Annotated in this window: 12 protein-coding genes and 2 pseudogenes; 7 read left to right on the forward strand and 7 right to left on the reverse strand. The window is 33.5% G+C overall.

The window, feature by feature from the left end; all coding sequences use genetic code 11:
- Window positions 1–57: 57 nt before the first annotated feature.
- Window positions 58–363 (reverse strand): luciferase domain-containing protein, encoded by a 306-nt coding sequence (locus MHH66_RS14430; protein WP_002085572.1) that lies wholly within the window; start codon window positions 361–363, stop codon window positions 58–60.
- Between the two features lie 205 nt (window positions 364–568).
- Between MHH66_RS14430 and MHH66_RS14435 the strand changes: the two genes are divergently transcribed.
- Window positions 569–1,957 carry an HD domain-containing protein gene (locus MHH66_RS14435; RefSeq protein ID WP_078185839.1) on the forward strand — a complete coding sequence of 463 codons (1,389 nt, stop codon included), beginning with the start codon at window positions 569–571 and terminating at the stop codon, window positions 1,955–1,957.
- 293 nt (window positions 1,958–2,250) lie between these two features.
- Entirely contained in the window at window positions 2,251–2,883 is a 633-nt protein-coding gene (locus MHH66_RS14440; protein WP_063219359.1) for a cupin domain-containing protein, read from the forward strand.
- A gap of 619 nt (window positions 2,884–3,502) precedes the next feature.
- On the opposite strand, the gene MHH66_RS14445 is transcribed toward MHH66_RS14440, so the two are convergent.
- Window positions 3,503–4,777 carry an exosporium glycoprotein BclB-related protein gene (locus tag MHH66_RS14445; protein WP_078185838.1) on the reverse strand — a complete coding sequence of 425 codons (1,275 nt, stop codon included), beginning with the start codon at window positions 4,775–4,777 and terminating at the stop codon, window positions 3,503–3,505.
- Between the two features lie 477 nt (window positions 4,778–5,254).
- Here MHH66_RS14445 and MHH66_RS14450 point away from each other — a divergent pair, with 477 nt between their 5' ends.
- A complete protein-coding gene (locus tag MHH66_RS14450; protein ID WP_063219527.1) occupies window positions 5,255–5,545 on the forward strand; it encodes a DUF4183 domain-containing protein in 291 nt (96 codons plus the stop codon).
- Between the two features lie 62 nt (window positions 5,546–5,607).
- Here MHH66_RS14450 and MHH66_RS14455 read toward each other — a convergent pair whose 3' ends face one another.
- Window positions 5,608–6,600 carry a DUF4183 domain-containing protein gene (locus MHH66_RS14455; RefSeq protein ID WP_078185837.1) on the reverse strand — a complete coding sequence of 331 codons (993 nt, stop codon included), beginning with the start codon at window positions 6,598–6,600 and terminating at the stop codon, window positions 5,608–5,610.
- A gap of 275 nt (window positions 6,601–6,875) precedes the next feature.
- Between MHH66_RS14455 and MHH66_RS14460 the strand changes: the two are divergent.
- Window positions 6,876–7,366 (forward strand): annotated as a pseudogene (locus MHH66_RS14460) (BclA C-terminal domain-containing protein).
- 324 nt (window positions 7,367–7,690) lie between these two features.
- Here MHH66_RS14460 and MHH66_RS14465 read toward each other — a convergent pair.
- Window positions 7,691–8,248: a helix-turn-helix domain-containing protein gene (locus MHH66_RS14465; RefSeq protein ID WP_063219528.1), complete on the reverse strand. Its 558-nt coding sequence runs from the start codon at window positions 8,246–8,248 to the stop codon at window positions 7,691–7,693.
- 107 nt (window positions 8,249–8,355) lie between these two features.
- On the opposite strand from MHH66_RS14465, the gene MHH66_RS14470 reads away from it, so the two are divergent.
- The 3 genes from MHH66_RS14470 (at window position 8,356) to MHH66_RS14480 (ending at window position 10,937) form a co-directional block, all read left to right on the forward strand.
- Window positions 8,356–8,940, forward strand: coding sequence for a LysE family translocator (locus MHH66_RS14470; protein ID WP_078185836.1), 585 nt, complete (start codon window positions 8,356–8,358; stop codon window positions 8,938–8,940).
- 142 nt (window positions 8,941–9,082) lie between these two features.
- A complete protein-coding gene (locus MHH66_RS14475) occupies window positions 9,083–9,895 on the forward strand; it encodes a glycosyltransferase family 2 protein (protein ID WP_063219530.1) in 813 nt (270 codons plus the stop codon).
- 181 nt (window positions 9,896–10,076) lie between these two features.
- Window positions 10,077–10,937 (forward strand): hypothetical protein, encoded by an 861-nt coding sequence (locus MHH66_RS14480; RefSeq protein WP_063219531.1) that lies wholly within the window; start codon window positions 10,077–10,079, stop codon window positions 10,935–10,937.
- Between the two features lie 158 nt (window positions 10,938–11,095).
- Here the strand turns inward: MHH66_RS14480 and MHH66_RS14485 are convergent, their stop codons facing one another.
- The 3 genes and pseudogenes from MHH66_RS14485 to MHH66_RS14495 all read right to left on the reverse strand — a co-directional run bounded on the left by MHH66_RS14485 (window position 11,096) and on the right by MHH66_RS14495 (window position 15,498).
- Window positions 11,096–12,892, reverse strand: a complete 1,797-nt coding sequence (locus MHH66_RS14485; RefSeq protein WP_063219532.1) for an ABC transporter ATP-binding protein — start codon at window positions 12,890–12,892, stop codon at window positions 11,096–11,098.
- Window positions 12,885–14,639 carry an ABC transporter ATP-binding protein gene (locus MHH66_RS14490; protein ID WP_016092610.1) on the reverse strand — a complete coding sequence of 585 codons (1,755 nt, stop codon included), beginning with the start codon at window positions 14,637–14,639 and terminating at the stop codon, window positions 12,885–12,887. The genes MHH66_RS14485 and MHH66_RS14490 overlap by 8 nt, the downstream gene beginning before the upstream one ends.
- 262 nt (window positions 14,640–14,901) lie before the next feature.
- A pseudogene (locus MHH66_RS14495) lies at window positions 14,902–15,498 on the reverse strand (DUF1349 domain-containing protein).
- Between the last annotated feature and the right edge of the window lie 19 nt (window positions 15,499–15,517).

A 15,517-nucleotide genomic window follows, 5' to 3' on the forward strand; every position in this document is an offset into this window, starting at 1 on the left:
AACGATTAAGGAGGGATGTGACATGAAAATATATTTTTACTTATCTATTTTATTTCATTATTTTTTTATTCTGTCATATTGCATACGAAATAACTCAATTGCAAATGGAATATCATCTTCACTCTTTATATAATAACTTATCCATCCTGATTCAGGTAATACGTGATGTGGTTTCACCAATCCTTGGCTCACTAATTCATCCCGCTTTACCTTTGGAAATGGTAAATCAACTAACTTATCGCCATGCAAATGACCAAGTTCTTTCTTACCATAATTTATTTCAATACCACCAAATCGATGCGGCTTTTCAGAAACACCTGCCCAGCCAAGTACTTCATTTCTAATCATTTCACTAAATGACATGAACCTTCACCCCTTTTTAATGATTGATGTAATATTAAATTAACACGTTCATTACTTTTTTCCATCAATCCAAAGTATGAATGGATATACGAATATAGTTTAATCTCAATATCTTTATTTTTTTACACACTTAAAACAATTTCAAAGGGTATTTATTCTATTATATAGAATTATTATTAAAAATAAATTTAAGGGATGGATATATATGAGCAAGGTATTATTACAAAAGGCAAATTATCTACGATCTGATGAATTAAAGCTTTTGAAAAAAGCTATACATTTTGCAGAGCAAGCACATGATGGACAATACCGTCAAACTGGAGAACCATATATTATTCACCCTTTCGCGATTACAGAAATACTGCTAAATTATAAAGCTGACATTACAACATTGATTGCTGCTTTATTACACGATGTTGTAGAAGATACCGAATACTCTCTAGAAGAAATTGAATCACATTTTGGTGCGACTATTCAATATATTGTAAATGGATTAACACAAGGAAAAAAACTACAAGATCAAAATAAAGTATTATACGAAGCAATTAATTTAAAAAAATTACTAGTATCCTCTCAACAAGATATACGTGTTGGCATTATTAAAGTTATAGATCGCCTTCACAATATAAAAACATTGAGTGTTAAAAAACCCGCAAAACAAGTAGCTTATGCGAATGAAACATTAACACTATTTGCGCCACTTGCAAAGCGATTAGGGTTATATACAATCCAGCATGAATTAGAAAATCTTGCTTTTCAATATCTACATAAAGAAAGATATACTGAAGTACATAAATTTTTAACCGAATATGTGCCACACCTTCAAAAAAATATAACTCATTTAAAAAAAGGGATACATTCTTTTTCTAATACAAACCTTTCATTTGAAATAAACTATGAGTTTCCCCCAGTATATACTGCATACTCACAATTACAAGAAATACAAAATGTATCAGGTATTTCACAAATTTGTATTACAACTACAAGTGTACTAGATTGCTATAAAATTCTTGGAATAATACATCAATTATATAAACCAACTATAAACTATTTCGAGGATAATATAGCACTTGAAAATAGCCATTTTAATAACAACTTAAAAACTAAAGTCAATATGAATGATGCTGAACAAACAATTATCATTCAAACACAAATAGCAAAAACGTTGAAAGATAACGGTATTTTTTCTTTATTGAATGATAGAACTGCAAATATTCAAGCAATATCTTATAAAATAATGGATGATACAATTGTGAATAACAATTTATTAACTACAGATCCAATCACTTTCCGTAGTTTAGTATCGTATGAACTATTTGAAAATACTATTACAGCTTATACTACAGATTTACAACCAGTTTATTTACCTGATGGTGCTACAATCATTGATTTTTCTTTCTCTGCATTTCCAAAAATTGCACATAGCATGAAAAAAGTAAAAGTAAATGGGATGCCTGTTCCACTTAAAACAAAGATATCTCATTTAGACGTAATTGAAATCCATTTTGATTCAAAACAAAACTTGGCAATAGAATGGCTAAATTACGCCAATACTGCTAAAGCACAATTAATGATTCATCAAAAACTATCTTAAATAAAAGGCCAATTCCTTTCTATAAGGCATTGGTCTTTTCATATAACGTAACCATTAAAATATACGAAATAAATTTCAATATTTTTACTCCTAACCTAACATCAATAATTCCGACTTTCATTAGTTCGCTCTAATTTTTATCCGTATTTACATTATGAGAAATAAGAAGCACAACCTATATTCTTTATAAAACAGGTGAATTTATTATGATACAGACAAATGCACATAACTAACACTAGGCACATATCCTAAAGTTGTATCCATACTTACCTATAGAAAGGCGGGTAATACAATTGACTTCTAATATCGACTACACTTCCCCCTCAACTAATTTCACTCATGATTTAAGTAAAAGTAATTTTTTTAAGAAAGATGCCCAAAATTATATAAATGTACTTGGCATAAAACAATTAAACACTTTAGAAAATACTTCTTTATTAGATATTTATTTAAGTACAGGCAACGTTGTAGAACCACATATTCATCAAAATGCAGCTGAACTTGTTTACTGTATTTCAGGATCTGCTGTTGTTTCTTTACTTAATCCATTTACGAATCAAATATTAAACTTACCGATAAAACCAGGGCAAGTTGCCAACATTCCACAAGCGTGGTGGCATTATGAAATTGCTTCAGCAGATAATACTCATTTATTAGCTATATTCGACGCCCCAACCCCAGAAGTTGTTTTTGGTTCTGATATTTTAAGATTAACTCCCGCTAATATGATGGCTCATACTTATTGCCTCAATGAACAACAATGGAAACAAGCCGTATCCCCAATTCAATCCACTACGGTAATTGGTCCTCCCGGAAACTGTAATCAAAACCGCGACATGATAAATCAGTCAACTCAGCCCCCTACTCAACAACAAAATCTATATTACCAAGATTCTTATTACTTCCCTCTATACTGGGGGTATTAATTAGTATCATTTTAATAGAACCACCATTTATCTCCTCGGAAAATATCGAGGAGATTTTTTATCGTAACAATTAATAGAGTACATACATATAATATTTATATATTTAATTGGAGGTGATAGTACTATGAGTAATTATAACTATCGAAAAAACTACTCTAATAATAAAAATAGTAGCTCTTCAGCATCCTCTCAATCTTCGAACTCTCAATCTTCCGATTCCCAGTCACAAAGAGATTTAGCCGAGCAAGGCTATGTAAAGAAAAAAGGATGTAACTGTAATAAAAATAAATAGTTTATTACTAATTTGAGCAATGACATTTCACCGCTCATGATTAACAATTTAACCCACTAGTATATAGTTTATTTAATGGATGAATTCTGTTTTTAATAGAATTCATCTTTTTTGTTTATATGTAATTTTTCAAACCATATAACTTATTCCATAAACAATAAAGTGTAAATCATAAATTTTGATTTTTCTTATATACCAACTTAACAAAGAGTAACTTTTCAATTGATTTATTTCTAATTTCCCACAAAAAATATAGCCCCACCTAATAAAATTAGGTGGGGCTATATACAAATGCCTGTTTAAATTTCAAACAAACATTGTAACAAGTTAAACGATATTAATACCTGCACTTACAAATCCAGCAACTGCAGCTATTGGACTAGCAGCTGTTAATGAAACATATAATAATACTTTATCCCCAGCGGCTACCGGAATTGCTTCAGGTATGATACCTGATGCTGTAGCACCAATCGCTATTACAGCAAATGCTGGTGCTAATAATAAAGGTGCGCCCTGTACTGTAAACGTATTACTTGCTGCAGGTGCAGTTAATATTTGTATCTGCACTTGAACAGGTGTTAATGGAGATAATGCAGCTGTTGCACTAAAGAAACCTGCCAATGACGTAATAGTCCCTGCGCGTGGTGCTACAAATGCATAATCACCTATTCCTAACGCTAATGTGATACTTGTTCCACCCGTTAAAGCTATGCCAGGCTGACTAAATCCAAATCCAAGAAGAGTTCCTGTATTAGCTATTAACGCGTTAACTAACGCAGATGGTGTTGTACCTGAAGCAAACGGAATAATAGCTCCGCCACCAGTTGCTCCTGTCGCTCCTGTTGCTCCTGTCGCTCCTGTTGCTCCTGTTGCTCCTGTCGCTCCTGTTGCTCCTGTTGCTCCTGTCGCTCCTGTTGCTCCTGTCGCTCCTGTTGCTCCTGTTGCTCCTGTCGCTCCTGTCGCTCCTGTTGCTCCTGTTGCTCCTGTCGCTCCTGTCGCTCCGCCTCCTGTTGCTCCTGTTGCTCCTGTCGCTCCTGTTGCTCCTGTTGCTCCTGTTGCTCCTGTTGCTCCGCCTCCTGTTGCTCCTGTTGGACCTGTTGGACCTGTTGGACCTGTTGGACCTGTCGCCCCTGGAGTAGCATTGATTAATTGAATTAATAAACCAAAAAGAACTTGTAAAGTTGCAGGATCGATATTTGAGTTGCAGGATATAGGGATAAGATCTAGAGCGAAGAAGAATTGTGCAAGAGCGCTATAAAATTGTTGCAATAATGTTGACAATTGTCCTAAATTAGGTGCTGGAGATTGTAATAAAACTATAATACTTTGAGTTAATTGTTTCAAAAAATTAACTTCTGGGGAAGGTAATAAGGAATTTAAGAAAATTAAAAATTGATTAAATAAATCGAGTAACGCTAATCTGTTTGCATTACTTGGATTTGCAAAAAATGCTGCAATAGCTGATATTAATGAATTTAGTAAAGTTATTAATTGACTTAATTGTTGGCTAGTAATAGGAACTGACTGTGGATTTTTACAACAATCTGCTGAAAAAACAATCGGATTGCAGTTATTATGACCAAAACAATTATTTTGTGACATTTATTTCCTCCTTACTTTTCTTATAGTTGAGTGTTTTCCTATTCTAAGAACTATAAAAGATGCGATTGTAAAAAGTAGTTGAGTTATATGTTTCTCTTAAAATAGGAAACATGAATTATAATCAAACTTGAAAACGTAATTTAATTATGTTCATGACTCACATATTAATTATATGTTTTTAATAATTGACTGCTTAGATTAAACACCTAAACTTAAGAGTTTATTTTATTTTTCCACGTTTATCTATTAGGTCCAAAAGCACATTTTCATTTAAAAATTAAAACATAAATAAATCATTAGCATATATTCCACAAGTAACAACATCATTCTTTCAAATAATTAAAAATGATACCTTTACTAATATTGTGTTCCTTCTATAATCATGAAGCCGTTTCTATTATAAAAAACTTTCATACAATATAGTGGACAAGTTATTCTATACTTCGTTCAAAAAATAATTAAAGGAGTGAAATTTAATTGCCAATTATTCAACCATTTATCGCTTCTAGAAGATTTACATCTACACTAGGAGCTGGAACAGGAACAGGTGCAGCTTTTGCAATTGCTGCAACAGCTTGTTTAAACGATGCCGGTACTACTGCAACTGCCTTTCCGACTTTTACGTATTACAACCTCTATGTAAACGGCGTAATTCAACCTAGCGTGAACTCCAGTGTGACCACAGGTCCTACTGGTGCTATTACAATTCCTGGCGGAGATGTATTAGACGGTGGAATTCCAATTACAATTGAATTTATCGTCACTTAATTTTAACTAACCAAATTTAGAACAAAAAGGACAGATTTCTCTTTATAGGAAATCTGTCCTTTTTAATTGATAATAATAAATTGTAGGATAATTGAAGATCCTTGTGAGGGTGGTTCAGCATCTAATAAAGTTAACTGACCAGCTGTAACTTCATAAAAAGGTTGTGGTTGAAGAATTCCATTTATAAATAGATTAATATAAGAAACTTCACTTGGTGATAAGATTTGTGTTGTACCGTATTGTGCTATACCATCTGCATTAGTATATATAAGTTTTTCCCCATCTGAAAAAGTAAAATATAATAGGTTTGTTGTTGGGATTGTTCCCGGTATTCCCGTTGGGCCGGTTATTCCTGTTGCTCCTGCTGCCCCTGTTTCTCCTGTTATTCCTGTTACTCCCGTCTCTCCTGTTATTCCTGTTGCTCCGGTTGCCCCTGTTTCTCCTGTTTCTCCTGTTACTCCGGTTTCTCCGGTTTCTCCCGTTATTCCTGTTGCTCCTGTTGCTCCTGTTGCTCCCGTTATTCCTGTTGCTCCTGTTTCTCCGGTTTCTCCCGTTATTCCTGTTGCTCCTGTTGCTCCGATTTCTCCCGTTATTCCTGTTACTCCGGTTTCTCCCGTTATTCCTGTTGCTCCTGTTTCTCCTGTTATTCCTGTTGCTCCGGTTGCCCCTGTTTCTCCGGTTGCCCCTGTTTCTCCGGTTATTCCTGTTGCTCCTGTTGCTCCGGTTGCCCCTGTTTCTCCTGTTATTCCTGTTGCTCCTGTTGCTCCGGTTGCCCCTGTTTCTCCGGTTATTCCTGTTGCTCCTGTTTCTCCGGTTTCTCCGGTTGCCCCTGTTGCTCCGGTTTCTCCGGTTTCTCCGGTTTCTCCGGTTTCTCCGGTTTCTCCTGTTACTCCGGTTGCCCCTGTTGCTCCAGTTGCCCCTGTTGCTCCGGTTTCTCCGGTTGCTCCGGTTTCTCCGGTTGGAAAATTAATAGACGGAAGAGGTGGAAATGTAGGACCGATATTTTTAGAATCCATAACTTCCTTAGACATTGGTAATTTGTCATATCGATTCAAATTTGCATCTCCCTTCTATAGTATTTATTAAATGTTAGATGTTCCGAAATGTTAAAAGAATTTTCTAAAAAAACACTATTAATCTCTCGATTAAAATCTTTGTACAAAATCAAATTTAATGTAACTTACTAAAAATGAATGTATTTTAAACAGCATGCCGTTACTATAAAAAATATTATTAATAGAATATATGAAAAGTATCTCCTTTATCATAAAAATGAGATGATTTTAATTAAAAATAAAGATAGAGAAAATCCCCAAAATAATGACGTACAATTATCCTTCCTTATAGACTAACTGGTCCTACTGGTAGTACTGGTAGTACTGGACCCATGAGTAATACCGGAACATAAACGTTACAACAAATTCTATATTTGCAAATAATACAGTGGATGGAACAGTTTCAGTTGTACTAGGGTGGTACTAACATACTACTTTCAAACAATCAAAGCCTTGATAGCTTTGCAGTCAATAGTGCACATGATTTATTTACAGTCCCTGTAACGGGACGTTATTATCTTTCTTATCAAATTAATACTACAACTGCACTTCTTGCAGGTTCAAGACTAATTTTAAACGGATCTACATCACTTCTGGGCTCAATTCTATATCCTGCCTTATCTACTTCAAGTTATAATAATAATTTAATTACAATATTAAATGAGGTAATACTATTTCTCTTCAATTATTCGGTCTCTTATCAATTGTCAATTTAGTCGTTGGTGGATCAACTGGCGCCTCTCTAACGATTATACGAGTTGATTAATAAATGATTCATTTTTTCTTCTTAGCTTTAAATGCCATTCCCCTATATAGATAGTAGAAACTATCTATACTAAATATTCCGGATAAACATTATCAATTTACTCTATACGCTATCAATGTTAAGTTATTTATGAAGACAGTTTCTCCTTTACTAATCATCTCAATATGTATTTGAGAAACATTCTCCAATCCTATACGCGAGAGAAATACTGTGTTGACACTCAAATGAGTGTCTTTTTTTTGTAATTTTTCACATAATAAAAACCACCTTGTATAGATGGTTTTATAATTACGCTTCCCTTATATTTTTTATGTATATAAAAACTTATGAAGCTGGATAATAAATTGTCATACTCAACCGAGTTAACGTACTTCCTGAATTATAATAAGTGTGAGGTCTATCCGCCTTAAACCTGATTGAGTCTCCACTATTTAATCTATATTGACAATTATTTACCTCAATTGTCAGTTCACCATCAAACACAGTTATAAATTCCTCTGTTCCTTCTTTATGCGCTTCAGCATATAACTTTCCTTCTGTTTCAATTTCAACAGTATAGATTTCAAAATGTCTATCATCTTGGAAAGGAAACGAAGGGTACACTTTATATCTCCCATTGTCTTCAGATAATACTTGAACATCGTTTCGTAAAATAACTTTCGTATCTGGCTGTGGATTATTGATTAAAGAAGTAAAAGACACTTTCAGGCCATTAGCAATTTTCCAAATCGTAGTTAGTGTCGGGCTAGATTCTCCCCTTTCAATTTGTCCGATCATCGTTTTACTTACACCACTTAATTGAGAAACTTTTTCTAAGCTCAGCTTTTCTTTTTCTCGAATAGCTTTTAAATTTTTTGCAAGGATAAGTTGAATTTCCTCCATAAAAAAACACTCCTATACAATATAACGACCATTATGTATAATAAAAAGTACACGTTATATTGTTCTTTTCGGTCATTATAACATACAAATTCAAAAGGAGGTTTGAAATGCCTATATTTTCTTTTTTATTATTCGTCTTTATTAGTAGCTTCACACCAGGTCCTAACAATTTTTTAGCTATGACATACGCCAACCAACATGGGTTAAAAAGTAGCATTAAATTTTGCTTCGGAGTGGCTTTCGGCTTTTTCATCATCACTTCATTATGTAGTTTCTTTAATATTATACTTATAAACATTCTGCCAATAATTGAATTTCCTTTTAAAATTTTAGGTGTAGCTTATATGCTGTATTTAGCTTTTAAAATACTCAATAGTAAAAGTAGTGCAAATACAAATGAAAAAAGCAATAAAAACTTATTTTTAGTAGGAATTATGCTTCAATTCGTTAATCCAAAGGGAATATTATTCGGACTGACTGTAGTATCAACTTTTATTCTCCCTTATTACAATTCATATTCTAGTTACCTTCTTTTTTCATTATTTTTAGGAGTAGTCGGTTTAATGAGTACGTTTAGTTGGAGCCTATTCGGTTCAATGTTCCAAAAACTTTTATTAAAACATAACCAATTCTTTAACATTATTATGGCAGTTTTATTAGTTTTTAGCGCTATTTCAATTGTTATCAACTAGCTCCATAACCATCCTAATTCTTAATTTAACAGTCAATCCGAAATAAATAATTATCCTTCCACCTATCATCTTTGTTTTTTTAGTTTTAAGGTGGGAACCTTCTAGCGATAAGATTCCCACCATATCATACTAAATAGGAAGTGTGTTATATAAGGAGGCGGTTTTCATTAAGACTACTTTAATTTCTCATTTTTACAATGAAGAATATTTACTTCCATGGTGGTTAATGCATCATACAAAACTATTTGATCACGGTATTCTAATTAACCGAGGATCTACTGACCGTTCAGTGGAAATATGTAAGTTATTTGCACCTCATTGGGAAATTCGCAATTCAAAAGTATTAGAATTTGATGCCTATTTAGTTGATCAAGAGGTTATGGAAATTGAAAAAGAAATTACTGGATGGAAAATGGTATTAAATACGACAGAGTTTCTTTGTTGTTTTAATAAAGAACAATTTTTCACTTCACTTAACTCTAATGGAGTGAACATGTTTTCCATTAGAGTTATAATGATGATCGATGAACCTTCTCACGGCTATTCTAATCCAAGATACAGTATTCCACTAGTCAAACAACGTTATCACGGTATTTTAATCCAACCCAGTCCCAATCTGCTTTATCTCAACGGTAGATTAATTCACAATATTTTTCATGGTGACTACAGAGTCGGCAGACATGGCTCACATTATCCATATAGCATTTACATGCAGCCTGCTTTCGTTTTAAAATTTTTTTATAGCCCATGGAACGAGGCTATGAAAAAAAGAAAATTACAAATTGGACCCACTCTTTCTAAACATAGTGTACAGCGTGGTTTAGGTTCTCATCATTTAACAACACTTGAAAAATTAGAAAAAAACTATACGCACTATGCGACCTTAACTACTGATCTTCGGTTAATCCCAGAATACCAAACTGTATTTCCCGATCTATGCTTTCCTAACTATTAATATCGTAAAAAGGTTAGCTATACATTTCTTATATTTGGGTTAACTGAAACAAATTCTACAGAACATACATCTAAATTTTTTCTCTTATTCTCCTAAATAGAACTTTTTTCTACCTTGTACAAACATTTCTTACTTTTATTAAATACTATATATAGACAAATAAAAGATAGGAGATTAAAGAATGGCTGACTATTTTTATAAACATGGAAAAAAGCACTATAAAAACTATTCGTATTCTCACCACAAAAAAGAGAACTGTTTCATTGAAACGCATACGATTGCCGGTTCAAATATACCTCTAGATATTGTCGTACCAGCTAACACTTCAAGAATAGTTTTCGAAGATTCTACTAATAATCACAACAAAACATTACTTCAGTTTCATGTTCCTGGCACCTCTGCACCGATTGTAATAACTATTCGTACAAGAAATGCTCGTAGACCAATTACTGCTACAATAGCTACAGGTGAAACAAGGATTTTTCAAGTAGAAAATTTTGAAAGCCTCACTGTCACAAATAATACTAATACAAGTAGCGATATTGGTATTTTTATTCAAAAAACGTTTTGCATCTGCTGTGATGACCAAAATGATTACTATGCAGAACAATCACATTCTCTTAACCAAAAGAGTAACTGTTTTATTGAGACTCATACCATAGCCGGTTCGGGAACTTCCTCAACTGGAAATGTACCTCTAGATATTATCGTACCCCCTAACTCTTCAAGAGTGGTTTTTGAAGATCTTACTATTAATCACAACAAAACATTACTTCAAATATCTGTTCCTAACGATTCCGGTCCCGTTGAAGTAACTATTCGAACAAGGATTTCTAACACACCAATTATCGCTACGATAGTTCCTAATGAAACAAGGATTTTTCAAGTAGAAGATTTCCAAGAACTTACCCTCACAAATAATTCCGATTCCTTTGATTTTATTGATATATTTATCAATAAAACGTTTTGTATTTGCTGCAATGATCAGAACAAGCCTTGCGATGAATGTTGCAATGAATACGACAATGATTATGATTGCTAGAATAACCGAAAAAGAAATCTCTCCTTTTACATTTTCCCATTAATACAAGAGGATGCTGTTAAAACATTTAGTGAGAGACTATTCGGATAGCAATGTTTGCAAATACAAAAAATGCGGTTTCTCTTATCACGAGAAACCGCATTACATCAATATTTTTGTTAAATTTTAAACTGACTTGTATACAAATCAAAGTAGAATCCTTTCTCTTCCATAAGAGATTCGTGATTTCCTCTTTCAAAAATACTACCATCTTTAATTACAAGTATTTGATCTGCTTTTTCAATCGTTTTCAGCCGATGAGCGATTACAAAACTTGTCCGCCCTCTCATTAAATTATTTAATCCAGATTGAATTTGTAATTCTGTTCTCGTATCAATATTAGATGTTGCTTCGTCGAGAATTAATATATCTGCATCTGCTAAAATCGCTCGTGCAATCGCAAGGAGTTGTTTTTGTCCTTGACTTAAATTCGAACCTTCTGAAGCAATTTCCGTTTCATATTGATTCGGTAGATGTTTTATAAAAGAATGTGCTGATGCTGCTTTTGCTGCTGCAACTACTTCTTCATCACTTGCATCTAAACGTCCATATCGAATATTTTCCATAATCGTTCCTGCAAATAAATACGTATCCTGTAAAACAACCCCTATTTTACTCCGCAAAGAATTAATATCATAGTCCTTTATATCTTTTTCATCAATGCTAATTTGCCCTTTTTGAATGTCATAAAAGCGAGTTAACAAATTAATAATTGTTGTTTTTCCTGATCCAGTTGGACCGACTAAAGCGATTGTCTCCCCAGGATTCGCCTCGAGACTCACATCTTTTAAAATCATGTTGTCCTGTGCGTATCCAAATGAAACTTTCTCAAGCCTAACATGTCCATGTAAATTTTGTACAAGTACTGCATCTTTTTTATTTTGAATTTCTGGTACTTCATCCATAATTTCAAAGACACGTTCTCCTCCAGCAACTGCCGCTTGAATCGTATTCATTAAAGTTGCAAATTGACTAAGTGGTCTTGAAAATTGTCGAGAATAATTAATAAAAGCTGCAATGACACCTACTGTTGTCATTCCGTTTAATACCATTACCGATCCAGTTCCAATTACAAGCCCCATTCCTAAGTTATTAATAAAGTTCATACTTGGAAAAATAAATGCTGAAAACGTTTCAGCCTTCGTTGCTGAAATTCTTAGCTGTTCGTTAATTTCATTAAAGTTATGTACAGTTTCTTTTTCTTTTCCATATAACGTAGTTACGTCTGCGCCTGTAATAGCTTCCTCAATAAATCCATTTAATTCTCCTAAATCCTTTTGACGCTTCGCAAAGTTTTTCCCACTATAAGCAACTAGTTTTTTCGTAACGAAAAACATAATAGGTACTGTAATTAAAGTTACAATCGCTAAAATCCAATCTAATGAAAACATCGCAATTGTTACACCTATAAACGTTAACGCTGATGAAATGATTTGCACAACACTTTGTGTCAAAGCTTGATTTAAGTTATCAATATCATTTGTCACACGGCTCATTAAATCACCTTGAGAACGTACATCAAAGAATCGTAGAGAAAGTGTTTGGATTTTTTCAAAAATATCTTGTCGTATTTTTTGTATAGTCTTTAATGCAACATTAATCATTACAAATGTTTGTAACCATGTTAATAATACGGTTATCCCATATATTGCAATGAGTAGCATGCACATTCTGGCTGTCCCGCTTAAATCCTTCGGTACAATGTATTCATCAATGATGACCCCCATATAATATGGCCCAAGTAAACCTAGTAATGTCGTGATAAATACAAGAATAATAACGAACATAAGAGATGCTTTTTGATACCCCATATAGTTCCATACTCGCATTATAGTTCCTTTAGTATTCTTAGTTTTTCCCGTTTTCGGATTGTTACGTCCACCTTTATTTCCAAATTGTCCTTGAAAATTACGCACGCTCTTCCCCTCCTTCTTGCTGCAGGCTACCACCTTGGGAAAGATAAATTTCCTGATACACTTCACAAGTTGCCAATAAATCCTCATGCGTACCATTTCCAACTAATTCACCGTTATTCAAAACGAGGATTTTATCAGCATCTATAATAGAAGATATTTTTGATGCAATTAAAAATGTCGTTGTGCCACTATATCTTGTCCTTAACGCTTCCTGTATTACAGCCTCTGACTTCGCATCAACTGCCGATGTAGAATCGTCTAATACAAGAATAGATGGCTTTCTCACTAGGGCTCTTGCAATAGATATACGTTGTTTTTGACCACCAGATAGATTGGTTGCACCTTGTGTTAAGTTATATTCATAAGAGTCTTCCAGCTTATTGATAAACTCAGTCGCACAAGCAGATGAAGATGCTAATTCCAATTCATCATAAGTTGCATCTTCTTTGCCATAACGTAAATTCTCTTCTATACTGCCTGAAAAAAGAAGTGCCTTTTGTGGAACGAAGCCAATGGAAGCACGAAGTTTTTGCAAATCGTATGCTTTCACATTAACATCATCTATACATATTTCACCTTGATCAACATCGTAAAGTCGTGGCAATAGTTTCGCCAATGTAGATTTACCACTTCCGGTCGACCCAATAATCCCTATTTTTTCACCTTTACGTACAGTAAATGAAATATCTTTTAAAACATATTCATTATTTTTCGTATAACTATAGCTAACATTTTTAAACTCTACATTACCACCCACTTGTTTTGGTTCATATACGTCGCCTTCAGTTGTAATATCAACTTCAGTATGTAAGACTTGTTGTACACGATCAGCTGATGGAAAAGCACGGGCAATTTGAATAAATACCATACTAATAGACATAAGTGACATTAAAATGATATTTAAATAGTTAATAAAAGCTAAAATGGCCCCTACTTGGAGTGTACCGTTAAAAACTTTCTCGCCACCAATCCATAAAGTTGCTACAATTCCGCTATTTACAACTAGCATAATAATTGGCATCATCAATGAAATAATTTGTATTGCACGAATATTTATTTCAGTTAAACTTGTATTAACTTTCTCAAACTGTGCGATTTCATATTTTTGTCTTACATATGCTTTTATAACACGTACACCGGATAAATTTTCTTGTAGCTTTGTGTTTACTTTATCTAATGCTTCTTGTACTCGCTTAAATGAACCGCTCGATTGACCTGCAATCAATACAATTGCAACTAATAATACGGGTACCACAACAAGTAAAATTGGAAATAGGTCTCTCGCTGTTACAAAGACTATAATGATACTTCCAATAAATAATAACGGTCCACGGACAAGTACACGTAACGTCATCGTCATTGCCGATTGAATAGATGTAATATCATTTGTCACGATTGTTAATAATTTACCTGTTCCAAATGAATCACGATTTTTGCTAGAAAATGTTTCTATTTTCGCAAACACATCTTTTCGTATGTCTGTAGCGAAATTAACAGCAGCTTTTGTAGAATACATCATACAACCAAGTCCTCCAACTAAACCGATTGCTGCTGCTCCTATCATAAGAAGCCCCATTTTTATTACATAATTCAAATCCCGGTTTGCAATTCCAACATCAATAATATGTTGCATTATTGTCGGTTGAATTAAGTCCATCGCAACCTCAAGTACCATAAATAGCGGTCCAATAATAGCGAAGAACATGTATGGTTTTAAATACTGTAACAACTTGCGAAATGATTTCATACACAATCTCCTTTTTTCATGAAATTACCATCGAATAATTTATAGTCCTCCTTATTTGAGCGATATAGTCTGTAATTTCTCCATTAGTCCTATTATATTAGGCAAATTAATATTTAACATTATTAAATGATAAGTTTTAAATCATTTTTAGTCAATAAAATGGAACTTTAATCTACCAGGCATTTTCACTGCCAGTTGATGTGAATACTCTTTAACTTAATAAAAACCGCATTCTCATTTAGTAAGAATGCGGTTTTCCCATCTATATTTGTTCAATTTTAAAATCGAAAACCTCGGTCTCGAATCCATTATTTTCAGAAGGACTACACGTATAAAAACCAATTTTAACAGGCTCATTACCTATGTCCTCCATCAAATGAGCGATTCTTATTTGTTCCCATCGCTGACTCGTTTTCACATATATTGTATAATCGCCAAGTTTTCGAATAATTCGAAAACGTAATTGTTGCTTAGCAAACTCATTTGGATAGTCTTGCGTTGACCAATCAGAATAGCCATTATTCGTTACGACAGCACCTAAATGTGATGGCCCCTCAGGAATATATTCTAAAGATGTTTTTAACCAACACTTCTCAGAAATCATAACAAATAAACCCGCTTAATCGTATGTCGCATTTGGATTCATGCGCAATTGAACTTCAGCCTGAAAATCTGTCATTATCTCATCATAAAATACATGGCCATTCATTACTTCAAAACCATAATGGGTTTTCAGCCAAAAATCTGTTTCTTCTTTCGAATGGACAATGAATGTATCATTGTCTTCAAGTTTGTAAAATTCAGGTGCGTTCATTACAGTAAGTTGCTCAATATGGTTTGGTATATATGATGTTTTCATAATTCCTCCATAAAAAAGC

The sequence above is a fragment of the Bacillus sp. FSL H8-0492 genome, assembly GCF_038006145.1.
In the GTDB taxonomy this organism is placed as follows: Bacteria; Bacillota; Bacilli; order Bacillales; family Bacillaceae_G; genus Bacillus_A; species Bacillus_A mycoides.

What these genes read in the sequence shown, in the direction of transcription:
- MHH66_RS14470 (WP_078185836.1), top strand. Translation starts at nt 8,356, where the DNA reads ATGCCTATATTTTCTTTTTTATTATTCGTCTTTATTAGTAGCTTCACA.
- MHH66_RS14480 (WP_063219531.1), top strand. Translation starts at nt 10,077, where the DNA reads ATGGCTGACTATTTTTATAAACATGGAAAAAAGCACTATAAAAACTAT.
- MHH66_RS14435 (WP_078185839.1), top strand. Translation starts at nt 569, where the DNA reads ATGAGCAAGGTATTATTACAAAAGGCAAATTATCTACGATCTGATGAA.
- MHH66_RS14465 (WP_063219528.1), bottom strand. Translation starts at nt 8,248, where the DNA reads ATGGAGGAAATTCAACTTATCCTTGCAAAAAATTTAAAAGCTATTCGA.
- MHH66_RS14490 (WP_016092610.1), bottom strand. Translation starts at nt 14,639, where the DNA reads ATGAAATCATTTCGCAAGTTGTTACAGTATTTAAAACCATACATGTTC.
- MHH66_RS14430 (WP_002085572.1), bottom strand. Translation starts at nt 363, where the DNA reads ATGTCATTTAGTGAAATGATTAGAAATGAAGTACTTGGCTGGGCAGGT.
- MHH66_RS14445 (WP_078185838.1), bottom strand. Translation starts at nt 4,777, where the DNA reads ATGTCACAAAATAATTGTTTTGGTCATAATAACTGCAATCCGATTGTT.